Origin of the sequence: Streptococcus mitis (assembly GCF_003942765.1) — a bacterium.
GTDB classification, from domain to species: Bacteria; Bacillota; Bacilli; order Lactobacillales; family Streptococcaceae; genus Streptococcus; species Streptococcus mitis_BE.
Map to the genome: position 1 here is coordinate 14,622 of NZ_RJNW01000004.1, position 11,633 is coordinate 26,254.

Annotated in this window: 12 protein-coding genes and 1 pseudogene; all 13 read right to left on the reverse strand. The window is 42.4% G+C overall.

Going from position 1 to position 11,633, the window contains the following annotated elements:
- Positions 1-36: 36 nt before the first annotated feature.
- Positions 37-1,644, reverse strand: a complete 1,608-nt coding sequence (locus D8849_RS06620; RefSeq protein WP_000105246.1) for a CTP synthase — start codon at positions 1,642-1,644, stop codon at positions 37-39.
- A 341-nt stretch (positions 1,645-1,985) separates the two neighbouring features.
- Entirely contained in the window at positions 1,986-2,573 is a 588-nt protein-coding gene (gene rpoE / locus D8849_RS06625; RefSeq protein WP_045612819.1) for a DNA-directed RNA polymerase subunit delta, read from the reverse strand.
- Between the two features lie 115 nt (positions 2,574-2,688).
- Entirely contained in the window at positions 2,689-3,444 is a 756-nt protein-coding gene (locus D8849_RS06630; RefSeq protein ID WP_185756220.1) for a protein NO VEIN domain-containing protein, read from the reverse strand.
- A gap of 80 nt (positions 3,445-3,524) precedes the next feature.
- Entirely contained in the window at positions 3,525-6,176 is a 2,652-nt protein-coding gene (locus tag D8849_RS06635) for a valine--tRNA ligase (protein ID WP_125386577.1), read from the reverse strand.
- Entirely contained in the window at positions 6,169-6,747 is a 579-nt protein-coding gene (locus D8849_RS06640) for an AAA family ATPase (protein ID WP_125386578.1), read from the reverse strand. The genes D8849_RS06635 and D8849_RS06640 overlap by 8 nt, the downstream gene beginning before the upstream one ends.
- Positions 6,747-7,307: a GNAT family N-acetyltransferase gene (locus D8849_RS06645; RefSeq protein WP_125386579.1), complete on the reverse strand. Its 561-nt coding sequence runs from the start codon at positions 7,305-7,307 to the stop codon at positions 6,747-6,749. Before D8849_RS06645 ends, D8849_RS06640 begins: the two co-directional genes overlap by 1 nt.
- Before the next feature lie 278 nt (positions 7,308-7,585).
- Complete coding sequence (locus D8849_RS06650; RefSeq protein ID WP_049511356.1) at positions 7,586-7,981, reverse strand: helix-hairpin-helix domain-containing protein; 396 nt, start codon at positions 7,979-7,981, stop codon at positions 7,586-7,588.
- 95 nt (positions 7,982-8,076) lie between these two features.
- Positions 8,077-8,331 carry a DUF1912 family protein gene (locus D8849_RS06655; protein WP_125386580.1) on the reverse strand — a complete coding sequence of 85 codons (255 nt, stop codon included), beginning with the start codon at positions 8,329-8,331 and terminating at the stop codon, positions 8,077-8,079.
- A 9-nt stretch (positions 8,332-8,340) separates the two neighbouring features.
- On the reverse strand, positions 8,341-9,675 hold the full coding sequence (locus D8849_RS06660) for a DUF438 domain-containing protein (protein WP_125386581.1): 1,335 nt from the start codon (positions 9,673-9,675) through the stop codon (positions 8,341-8,343).
- The gene (locus D8849_RS06665) at positions 9,675-9,908 is read right to left on the reverse strand and encodes a DUF1858 domain-containing protein (protein WP_000368739.1); all 234 of its coding nucleotides are present in this window, start codon (positions 9,906-9,908) and stop codon (positions 9,675-9,677) included. The genes D8849_RS06660 and D8849_RS06665 overlap by 1 nt, the downstream gene beginning before the upstream one ends.
- A gap of 265 nt (positions 9,909-10,173) precedes the next feature.
- Complete coding sequence (locus tag D8849_RS06670) at positions 10,174-10,356, reverse strand: hypothetical protein (protein WP_125386582.1); 183 nt, start codon at positions 10,354-10,356, stop codon at positions 10,174-10,176.
- Position 10,357: 1 nt separating this feature from the next.
- A pseudogene (locus tag D8849_RS06675) lies at positions 10,358-11,122 on the reverse strand (hypothetical protein).
- 144 nt (positions 11,123-11,266) lie between these two features.
- Positions 11,267-11,617: a 30S ribosome-binding factor RbfA gene (gene rbfA / locus D8849_RS06680; RefSeq protein WP_001273601.1), complete on the reverse strand. Its 351-nt coding sequence runs from the start codon at positions 11,615-11,617 to the stop codon at positions 11,267-11,269.
- Between the last annotated feature and the right edge of the window lie 16 nt (positions 11,618-11,633).

The window sequence follows — 11,633 nt, forward strand, 5'->3', positions numbered from 1 at the left end:
AAACCTCTGAGATTCTTCTCAAAGGTTCTAATTTGGCTAATTACTATTCTCAACTGCTGCAGTAACAAAGGCAGTGTAGAGTTCTTCTGGGCGGTTTGGACGACTTGAAAGTTCAGGGTGATACTGACACGCTACAAAGAATTTATTTTCAGGAATTTCCACGATTTCGACCAAACGATTGTCCGGAGAAACTCCTGAGAAGACAAAACCTGCTGCCTCAAACTGCTCACGGAAGGCGTTGTTAAACTCATAACGATGACGGTGACGGCGTTGCACCACTTCTTGATTGTGATAAGCAGCTGCTGCCTTAGAGCCACGTTTCAACTTAGACGGATAAAGTCCCAAACGAAGGGTTCCTCCCATATCCTCAACATCAATCTGATCACGCATGATATCAATGATAGGGTATTTTGTTTCTGGTGCAAGCTCTGCAGAATTGGCACCTTCAAGACCCAAAACGTGACGAGCAAACTCGATACAAGTCAACTGCATTCCCAAGCAGACTCCCAACATTGGAACATCATTCTCACGCGCATAGCGGATAGCTTGGATTTTCCCTTCAGTACCACGTTGACCGAAACCACCTGGCACGATGATTCCGTCCGCATCAGACAAGAGCTCTGCCACATTCTCTGCTGTCACATCATTGGCATTGATCCAATTGATTTTAACTTCTGCATCATTGGCATAACCAGAGTGTTTCAAGGCTTCGACCACTGAGATGTAGGCATCTTGCAACTCTACATACTTACCGACAAGGGAAATTTTTACTTGTTTCTTGAGGTTCATGACCTTGTCCACCATAGCTGACCACTCTGTCATATCCGCTACTGGAGCGTCTAATTTCAAATGGTCACAAACAATTTGGTCCATACCTTGCGCCTGCAAGTTCAATGGAATTTGGTAAAGATGTTCAACGTCTAAAGACTCGATAACGGCTTCTGGTGCCACATCACAGAACTGGGCCAGTTTGTTTTTAATTCCTTGACCAGCTGGCTCTTCTGTACGAATAACCAACATATTTGGTTGAATTCCCAGTCCACGCAATTCTTTTACAGAGTGTTGAGTTGGTTTGGTCTTCATTTCACCAGCAGCCTTGAGGTATGGCAGCAAGGTTGTATGGATATACATGACATTATCCGCACCCACATCTGCCTTCATCTGACGAAGGGCCTCTAGGAATGGCAAGGACTCGATATCCCCAACAGTTCCGCCGACCTCTGTGATAATGACATCAGAGTCGGTCGTTAGAGCGGCACGCTTGATTTTTTCTTTCAAAGCATCTGTGATATGAGGAATAACCTGAACAGTTGCCCCAAGGTATTCTCCACGGCGTTCCTTACGAAGAACTTCACTGTAAATTTTACCAGTTGTCACGTTGGAATATTTGTTAAGATTGATATCGATGAAACGTTCATAGTGACCCAAGTCCAAATCTGTCTCAGCTCCGTCATCTGTCACAAAAACTTCCCCGTGCTGGTAAGGACTCATAGTTCCCGGATCAATATTGATATAAGGGTCAAACTTTTGAATGGTTACTTTGAGACCACGATTTTTCAAGAGACGGCCCAGACTCGCTGCCACAATCCCTTTCCCAATAGACGATACCACACCACCAGTTACAAAAATATATTTCGTAGACATAGATTCCTCTTTCTAAAATGCTCAAGGTCTTGTCAACTACAAGGGGACATAGAAAACAAGACCCTACTAATAAGAATAATCTGGGACTACTGCACCAGATTCACAACAAATACTCTTCGAAAATCTCTTCAAACCGCGTCAACGTCGCCTTGCCGTACGCAAGTACAGCCTGCGGCTAGTTTCCTAGTTTGCTCTTTGATTTTCATTGAGTATAAAATACAAGAAGATAACTTCTTGAAAAAACAAAAATAGCTCCCTAATAACTAGGGAGCCCCGACCTCTAAAAGAGGTGCCCGAACAATATGATACCTAAAAATAGGAAAATTGTCAATAGCTAACTTTTATTCCTCGGTGTTTTCAGAATCATCGTCTGAAAACTCGTCGTCTTCTTCGTTGAGATCCACGTCTTCACCCAAGTCATCAGGGGCGATTTCGTTGATTTCTGCGTCGTAAGCTTCCACTTCATTTTTCTCATCATCTGGATTTTCATCATCGTATGAAAGTGCTGGATCTGCTTCGTATGCATCTTCGTCTTCTGGATCATCTGCATTGTAGTCAATGGCATCTGAATCACCATCCATGAAGGCATTGACACGTTTTTTCTTAGCTTTTGGTGCTACTTCATCGTCGTCATTTTCTTCAAGAGCGATGATTTCTTCATCGATTTCGTCCACACCATACCATGAACGAAGACCCCATTTGTTGTCTCCAAGTGAGATGAAGCTACCGTCAAAGTTCAACTCTGTGTAGAACAAAGGCAAGGCTTCACGGATATCGCTGTTTGATGTTCCAAGGTAGTTTTGAATTTCGTTTACAAGATCGCTAAAATGCATCTCATGATCGCGACCACGAAGTTCCAAGATAGCACGCGCTACCTCAATCATAGATAGTTCACTTTTTTCTTGCCCAGCAAATACTTCTAATTCCAAAGCGTTTCTCCTCATTTATACTACTATCGCCAGAGCGAACAGACTCTGACCTCATTTTATCATTTACTCTTTATTTTACGATAATTTTGCAGAATAGTCAAAGGTTAAGGGGGAACTAATACAAATCTTCTAAGCTTCTATATTCTATGACTTCATTTTTTATGATGCTCTTTTGGAATTCAAAATGATTCAAAGGATTATCAATTAACACTAGCTTAGGAATATCATCTAGGTTAGTAACTAAGGATAAAATAAAATCTGTTTGAAACTCTTTAGCTTTCTCAAATTCGTTGGCAGTCAATCGAATGCGACCCTTAGGTTTTCGAATTCCTTTAACTTCGGCAAGATAAGAATGTTCTTGAACATCTACTTGGAAATCATATCCATCACCATAAAGACGGGCATCGGTCAATAGTCCACCTTGAAATTTTTCTTCTTTATCAAAGTTGAGTATAAAATAATTTTCTGCTTCCATTCCAGTTTCTTGTAGGCGTTTGAATTTAGTTCTAATTATTGGTTTTTCAACGATGGTTATACCTGTTTTCTCCCCTTCACTTGCAAGCAACATTTTAAGGATTTCTGCATAACTGAGAACATCTTCATTCCCAAACATCATATCAATTAAATCTTTACGAAAACGGTAAACTTCGGCTTTTTGCCACCAACCTTTCCGATTGTTCTCAAAATAGGGGTCAAATAAATCCATTCTATTTTTAACTACACCTGTCGTTTCTGCGAAACCCAAAGAAACTATATAACGATAAAATTCAGATTTACTAGAGCATTGAAACTCTTTTATAAACAACTTATCAAATTTGGCAAGACCATAGCCAATTAAATTTAACAATTCATAATGAGGGTGTTTGGACATCACTTTTTCCATCAATAGATATTGATTTCATTATACCAAAAAAACACGGCTCATCACCGTGTTTCTGTGTTTATTTAGCTTTATTTCACGAGTTTCTTCATCTCATCAATACGTGCTACGGTCGCGTCGTATTTGGCTTGGTAGTCGGCTTGTTTGTCGCGTTCTTTCTGGACGACTTCTGGTTTGGCATTAGCTACGAAGCGTTCGTTAGAGAGTTTCTTGCTGACCATATCCAGTTCTTTTTGCCATTTAGCTAGTTCATTGTCGAGACGAGCGAGTTCTTCTTCGACATTGAGGAGGTCTGCGAGTGGCAAGTAGATTTCTGCTCCTGTGATGACGCTTGACATAGCGAGTTCAGGTGCAGGGATGGTTGATGCGATTTCCAAGTGTTCTGGATTTGTGAAGCGTTTGATGTAGTTGACATTGCTGTTAAAGAAGGCTTCCAAGTCGCTATCGCTTGTCTTAACAAGGATGGTGATAGGTTTGCTTGGCGCCACGTTTACTTCAGCACGCGCATTACGAACGGCACGGATCAAGTCTTTGAGGCTTTCTACACCTGTGTGAGCAGCAAGGTCTTCAAAGGCTGGATTGACAGTTGGGTATTCTGCTGTCACGATAGAGCCTTCTGAGATTTGTCCAAAGATTTCCTCTGTCACGAATGGCATAATTGGGTGAAGGAGACGAAGGATCTTGTCCAGAGTGTAAAGGAGAACAGAGCGTGTGATGACTTTCTCTTCTTCATTTTCGCTATAAAGGACCTCCTTGGTCAACTCAACGTACCAGTCCGCAAACTCATCCCAGATGAAGTTGTAGAGGATGTGCCCAGTCACACCAAACTCAAACTTATCAAAGTTAGCCGTCGCTTTTCCGATAGTTTCATTGAGGTTGTGGAGAATCCAGCGATCTGTGACATTTCCAGCTTCCTTGTTAACAACTTTTTCCACATTGGCAGTTGCTTGCTCAAGGGTCAAACCTTCATTGTTCATGAGGATGTAGCGAGAGATGTTCCAGATCTTGTTAATGAAGTTCCATGAAGCATCCATTTTCTCGTAAGAGAAGCGCACGTCTTGCCCTGGTGCAGAACCGTTTGAAAGGAACCAACGAAGAGCATCGGCACCGTATTTCTCGATGACATCCATCGGATCAATCCCGTTGCCGAGAGATTTAGACATCTTGCGTCCTTGCTCATCACGAATAAGACCGTGTATAAGCACGTTTTGGAATGGCTGACGGCCAGTGAATTCCAAGGATTGGAAGATCATACGAGACACCCAGAAGAAGATGATGTCGTAACCTGTAACCAAGGTTGAAGTTGGGAAGTAACGTTTGAAGTCTTCTGAGTCAACATCAGGCCAGCCCATGGTTGAGAATGGCCAAAGGGCAGAACTGAACCAAGTATCCAAGACGTCTTCGTCCTGAGTCCATCCGTCACCTTCTGGAGCTTCTTCACCGACGTACATTTCACCTTCTGCATTGTACCAAGCAGGGATTTGGTGCCCCCACCAGAGCTGACGAGAGATTACCCAGTCGTGGACATTTTCCATCCATTGGAGGAAGGTATCGTTGAAACGAGGTGGGTAGAATTCTACCTTGTCTTCTGTGTCTTGGTTGGCAATGGCGTTCTTAGCTAATTGATCCATCTTAACGAACCATTGCGTAGACAAGCGTGGCTCCACCACAACACCTGTACGCTCTGAGTGACCAACACTGTGAATACGTTTTTCGATTTTAACGAGGGCACCGATTTCTTCCAACTTAGCAACGACTGCCTTACGAGCTTCAAAACGGTCCATGCCTGCAAATTCAAAGGCCAAGTCATTCATAGTTCCGTCGTCGTTCATCACGTTAACTTGTGGCAAGTTGTGGCGTTGACCAACCAAGAAGTCGTTTGGATCGTGGGCAGGTGTGATTTTCACGACACCTGTACCAAACTCGGGATCGGCATGCTCGTCCCCAACGATTGGGATCAATTTATTAGCGATTGGAAGAATGACATTTTTACCAATCAAGTCCTTGTAGCGTGAGTCTTCTGGATTGACCGCAACGGCAACGTCCCCAAACATAGTCTCAGGACGAGTTGTGGCAACTTCAAGGGCGCGTGAACCGTCTTCTAGCATGTAGTTCATGTGGTAGAAGGCACCTTCGACATCCTTGTGAATCACCTCAATATCAGAAAGGGCTGTGCGAGCTGCTGGGTCCCAGTTGATGATAAACTCACCACGATAGATCCAGCCTTTCTTGTAAAGGTCCACAAAGACCTTACGAACAGCTTTTGACAAACCTTCGTCAAGAGTGAAACGCTCACGAGAATAGTCTACAGAGAGCCCCATCTTGCCCCATTGTTCCTTGATGGTAGTGGCATATTCGTCTTTCCATTCCCAGACTTTCTCAAGGAATTTCTCACGACCAAGATCATAGCGGGAAATGCCTTCTCCACGCAATCGCTCCTCAACCTTAGCCTGAGTCGCAATCCCCGCGTGGTCCATCCCCGGAAGCCAAAGCGTATCGAAACCTTGCATGCGTTTTTGACGGATGATGATATCCTGCAAAGTCGTATCCCAAGCGTGACCAAGGTGAAGCTTACCAGTTACGTTTGGTGGCGGAATCACGATTGAATAAGGCTTAGCCTTTTGATCGCCTGAAGGCTTGAAAACATCAGCATCAAGCCATTTTTGGTAACGACCAGCCTCAACCTCGGCTGGATTGTATTTAGGTGAAAGTTCTTTAGACATGTGTTTGTCCTTTCTCTATTGTATTCATTTTATTTTGAATTTGCTTAGCAGCTTCTTCTGCAGACAAATTCGTATTATTTATTTTAAAGTAGTGGTGCAACTCATTCGGTTGATGTTGGGAATTTAATTGAAGGGTTTCAGCTGTCTCTAAAATTTCTCTTTCAGATATCTCAATATGCCGTTTCAAGGGCTTGTGCGTCAACCGGTTCTCCGTTCGATTTCGACGTAAACGCTCTTCAAGACTTGTTTCCAACTCAACAAACAGAATCTCTTGATGAAAGTTATCCAATAAATTCTGAATTTGCTTCAAATACAGCAACTGGTACTGATTTGAAAAATCAATTACGTCTGTTAAAATCACAGATCGCTGATTCCTAGCACTTGCTCCAAGGAAAGAAAAGGTAATTCCACGAACAAATTCCCACATTTCCTCTGTAAAGTCCTGATAGATTTCTAGTGCAAAATCGATGGCTTGATGGTTATAAAAGAGGGTAGCATCTGTCAGTCGAGATAACTCTTGACCAATCGTCATTTTCCCAGAAGCCGGAGCCCCAATGATGAAAAGATGCATCAAATCACCTCCCACTCACTTCTCAGCAAACCGTATATCAGACTGTCACAGCGGTTCCCTTGAACATCTTTACGGTCTCGGATACGAGCTTCGAGGGTAAATCCAAGTTTTTCTGCGACTCGTTGACTTTGGACATTATAACCAAAACAAGTCAGTTCAATCTTGTGAAGACCTAAATCTTTAAAGGCTAAGTCAATCAAGGCAAACGCTGCTTCTGGTACATAGCCTCGACCCCAATAGTCTGGATGCAAGGTATAGCCAAGCTCTAGCACATCATCCGCATGGCGATGGTTGAAATCAACAGAACCAATGACTTTATCGGTTCCTTTGACGACAATCCCATAGCCAGATGGGAGATTTTCCTTTTGATTGCGCTCAGGAAGAATATGCTCTAGATAGTAAACCTCATCTTCCAAGGTCTTGACAGGTAGAAATCCGGCTGGGTAAGAGACCTCTGGGAGACTAGCGTAGGAATGGATATCCTCAGCATCAGCCACGGTGCGGACTCTTAAGACTAACCGTTCTGTTTCTAATCGTTCTGGTAACTCTGTTCTTGTCATCCTGCTACCTCGCTTTCTACAAAAAAATCGTCCCTGCCATCTACATGACAGGGACGAATGTGTTTATCCGCGGTACCACCCAATTTCGGGCAGAGCCCGCCACTCTCGTCTTTAAAATAAAAGACAGTAATATTTCAATTTTTCATCCATCAGCAACCAGTTTTGACACATTTGTGGACTTCTCAGCACCGCCACTTTCTGTAAAATATGGGATTCAAAACACCTCTGATGGCTTTATTGTAGCAAGTTTTTCTTGGAATTGCAAGGGGCAAGAAAGATTACTTGAACTTGATGCCATTTTCTTTCAATTTTTTGATGGTAGCTGGGCCGATTCCTTTCAAGGCAAGGAGTTCTTTTTCAGTCCAATTTTTGAAATCTGACGCAGACTTGATGCCTTCATCATAGAAGGTTTTGGCACGGTCAAGTGGAAGTCCACCCAAGTTTGCTGCAAAATCTTCTACAGAATTGGCTACTTTTTGAACTTGCTCTTTGGTAGCTTCTACTGCTTGTTCAACTTTTTTAGAAACAGCCTTACCAGCTTGGCTTGCTGACTGCTCAGCACGTTTTACGACTTTTTTTGTCTCTTCTACAACCTTAGTCACAGTACTTGAAAAAGCACCTGCACGACGGAGGCTATTTCGTAATTGTTTTTTACGATTGAGTTTCTTTGACATGATAAAATCCTTTCAATAAAAAATCCCTGCTCTGACAAGGATTTAATATAAATATTCTATCAAGATTTTAGTAAAAAATCAAGAATCTTTCTCGTTTAATAATTTCGCTCACCAAACAAGCCATCTGGCAAATCATGGAATCCCTTGCCTGCTTTGAAGTTTTCAAACTTACCAAGTAAGAACTGATAGGCATCCAAACGGCTTTCGTAACGAATCATAGCATCTTTGGCACGCTCGTCTTGGTCTTCTTCATAGACCTTTTGGCTTTCCTTGAGCGCCATGTCGTTAATCATAATCTGGGTATTAACCCAAGCTTCAAATTCCTTCATAAATTCTTGTTCGTAACTCATTTTTTCTCCTTATTCTAATCCACGGAAATAGTCCGTGTCAATCTCTCGGTAGGGCTGGATATCCTGAACGTATTCCAGCACACCTTGGAATTCTCCGTTTTCATCGTGCACTGCTGCGTAGGTGATGTGGACAAACTTGCCTCGTGACTCAGACTTGAACCACATTTCATACTTATCCTTGGTCCCCTCACGAAGTCCCTTCATAATAGTCTTGACCTTGTCCAAATACTTGGGCGGATGGCATAGTTCAACATTGCGTCCGACTTGGGACGGTGTCCGTTTGAAAATCATCTCATCAGCTGGCACATTGTCATTGTAATACTGGAAAATATCGTCTTTATTGACAAAGGTAATCTCCATAGGGAGGTGATTGAGGATGAGGTTAGCCTGCTCGACGGAGAGATAGCCATTGCCAAAAGCCTGTTGACTATGGCGGTCCAGCACTGCTTCCTTTTCCTTAGGGGTAAAGGTAATGGTCAACTGCCCTTCTGGCGTATCGATAACTTGTTGAACTTTACCCTCTGCCGTATCTAGCTGCACGGGCTCCCCTGCACTCTTTTCCTCAACAAAGCGCTGACGTTCTGGCACCCATTTCTCAGACGGACGGATGATGGCATAGCCGTAAGCATCGCTCTCCTCCGCAATCTGAAGCCAGTCATCCTGAGTAAAGGACTCGAGGAGAATCATGAGAAGGATAGACTCTTCCTTGAAAATCATACTTTCAAACTCTGTCGCAAAGGCTTCAAAAGCTTCTTTTACGCTGCTAATTGACACTTCAGGTAGTGACTTGGTTGTCGCTAAAGCTATTTGAAAGAGTTCCCTGATCTGATCATCCACTCCCCACATAACTTTGGGGGGTGAATCATGTCCATAGCGCTCCATGATAGGAAAGAAGAGTTCTTCTTTACGTTGGTAATGGATATCAAATTGACCTACAAGTCCCATCTGACGTACCAACCCCTTACGCATCTCCGAAAGCATTTCTTCATCTTCCATAGACTCATAGGTATCTAACAGTCTCCGAATGCGAATCAAGGCAGCACGGAGGGCCAGATTTTCTTCCTTAAAGATCCGAACTGGGTGGCCAGGATGCTCGGTATCCTCTACTTCGACACCCTTAACAGCATTTTTAAAAAGATTGGCATGGACATCACAGAGTTCCATGACATCTTCAAAGGTAACACCTGAGTCTGAGTTCATCAACTCGTGCTCCATGAGGGAAATCTCTATGGCTGAGACACCCGCAAAGGTCGCATCAAAACGCTCCTGAACTGACTCAGGAGAGGCGCCATTATGCAATTCTAACAAAATATCCCGCAGGACATGAATTCGTTCATCTGCCATTAGTCTAATCCAATCACTTCGTAGCCATTCGCTTCCAGCGTGCGGACAATCTTGTCCATAGGAGTTCCTTCAAGCTTAGAACCCTGTTTGAGTGATACTTTGCGACCAACTGTATTGCGCATTAAGGGATTAGCAAGGGGTTTAAAACCAAGCTCCACTAAAATTTCCAAGACTTCTGGATGCTTGTCCACCACTTCTGCAACGGGAATTGACACATCGATGATATTATCCATGACGACCTCCATTGTATGTTCTAAAATGATTTTACTGTTTTTATTATACCACAAGGAAAGAGATTAAAAAACTAGCAGTAGAGTTCCTGCTAGTTCTCTGCGATTTGGATTACCATCTAAATAAGTTTAAATAGCCAATCCAATATTTTAAATAATATCTTGTAAAACAATAATTGAACTGCAAAAGAGATGATCATCCACAGGAATTTCATAATTCCAATAATCGGTTTGATAAAAAGAATAGCAAGAAGACCCAAAAAAAATTTCATTCTCTCTCCTCTGACTTGATGAGCCATCGAGCCGTATCCATTAACTTGTCGGCAATAAAAAGTTTCCCCAAACCGACAACGGCATTATCATCTTTCTTTATCGTTTTCATTACTTTTATACCTTGCACGGTCAAAAAGTAATTCCCGTAAGTTTTAGCTAGAGTTTTTATGAGTCCCATATTACTCACCTTCGATGATTTCAGCTTCTTTTCGGATAGTATCAATATCTATTTGATACTGCCCTTCATTATAATTAACTAATTTGGATAATTCCTTTTGCAGTCTTTCCCCCATCGGCTTCATGGTCGCAAAGGTTAAGCCACCAGAAAGGACACCCCCTAAAATAGGAATCACTTTTCCCATTCCCTTTGTCAAGCTGACTCCAAAAATTTTCAAAACTTTCTCCAGAATAGGATACCAAAGTGTCTTTGTCAAAGCTTTCTGCGGAATCGTCTTCATCACATGCTTGGCAACTGTCACACCTCCAGAGCGAAGTAAAGCCCCTGCTCCATTTACCCCTAGCATGACACCGAGATAAAGCAAGAGTGTATTTTGAGCATCCTCGCTCAATTCATCACGGGATTACCAAAGATCATCAAATCCATAAATATAGCCTAGTTCTTGGGCCAACTTTAATGAAAAAGCATAAAACTGAACTACATCTGTTGGAATAGTGATTGCCATGGCAATACCGCCAGGTAAACCTGCCAAAATCGAAGTCCCGCTTGCTCGTAGAACATTGTCCTTAATACAGGTCTTAGCAACTCGATCCAAGCTTTCCTTTGTTAACAAAGAGGTCGGACCTTTTTCCGATAATGTAGCAATATCCTTTCGATCTAACTCTTTAGAAAATTTGTCAACTAAAAATTTTTCTCGATTAACTTTGACCATGGGTAATTTCACCACTTGTTGCAGCACTTGCATCGCTAACTCTTGTTTGCCCATCTCTATCTCCATTTATCATTCCTATTAAACTTTATCATATCATACTATGAGGTATTTACAAATTTTTTAAACTGTTTTTTTGCTAATACAGCTATTAATAGCTAGAAGAGTTCACCCACCAAAAAAGAGGGTTGCCCCTCTTCTTTAGTTCTTATCCAGATTGCGTAGCATTTCGTCAATCTTGTTTCCATATTCGATGGATTCGTCTTTGACGAAGGTCAAATCTGGGATTTTGTACAATTTCAAATTGCGACCAAGTTCACGTTTGATGGTGCCAGTTGCTTTTTCAAGCCCGATTTGAGCTTTTTGATTATCTGAAGCAAGGTTACTCAAAATGGTGTAGTAAACCTTGGCAACAGACAAGTCACCTAGCATCTGAACATCTGTGATGGTCACACCTTGGACACGTGGATCACGGACTTTCTTTTGCAAAATCTCATTGACTTCACGCTTGATTTCCATGCCCACACGATCCGTACGGAAATGATTTGCCATGATATTCCTTTCTCTA

Bases quoted from the DNA above. Each gene is read 5' to 3' on its own strand.
- D8849_RS06620 (WP_000105246.1), bottom strand. From the start codon at position 1,644: ATGTCTACGAAATATATTTTTGTAACTGGTGGTGTGGTATCGTCTATT.
- D8849_RS06630 (WP_185756220.1), bottom strand. From the start codon at position 3,444: ATGTCCAAACACCCTCATTATGAATTGTTAAATTTAATTGGCTATGGT.
- D8849_RS06635 (WP_125386577.1), bottom strand. From the start codon at position 6,176: ATGTCTAAAGAACTTTCACCTAAATACAATCCAGCCGAGGTTGAGGCT.
- D8849_RS06640 (WP_125386578.1), bottom strand. From the start codon at position 6,747: ATGCATCTTTTCATCATTGGGGCTCCGGCTTCTGGGAAAATGACGATT.
- D8849_RS06645 (WP_125386579.1), bottom strand. From the start codon at position 7,307: ATGACAAGAACAGAGTTACCAGAACGATTAGAAACAGAACGGTTAGTC.
- D8849_RS06650 (WP_049511356.1), bottom strand. From the start codon at position 7,981: ATGTCAAAGAAACTCAATCGTAAAAAACAATTACGAAATAGCCTCCGT.
- D8849_RS06655 (WP_125386580.1), bottom strand. From the start codon at position 8,331: ATGAGTTACGAACAAGAATTTATGAAGGAATTTGAAGCTTGGGTTAAT.
- D8849_RS06660 (WP_125386581.1), bottom strand. From the start codon at position 9,675: ATGGCAGATGAACGAATTCATGTCCTGCGGGATATTTTGTTAGAATTG.
- D8849_RS06665 (WP_000368739.1), bottom strand. From the start codon at position 9,908: ATGGATAATATCATCGATGTGTCAATTCCCGTTGCAGAAGTGGTGGAC.
- D8849_RS06670 (WP_125386582.1), bottom strand. From the start codon at position 10,356: ATGGGACTCATAAAAACTCTAGCTAAAACTTACGGGAATTACTTTTTG.
- rbfA (WP_001273601.1), bottom strand. From the start codon at position 11,617: ATGGCAAATCATTTCCGTACGGATCGTGTGGGCATGGAAATCAAGCGT.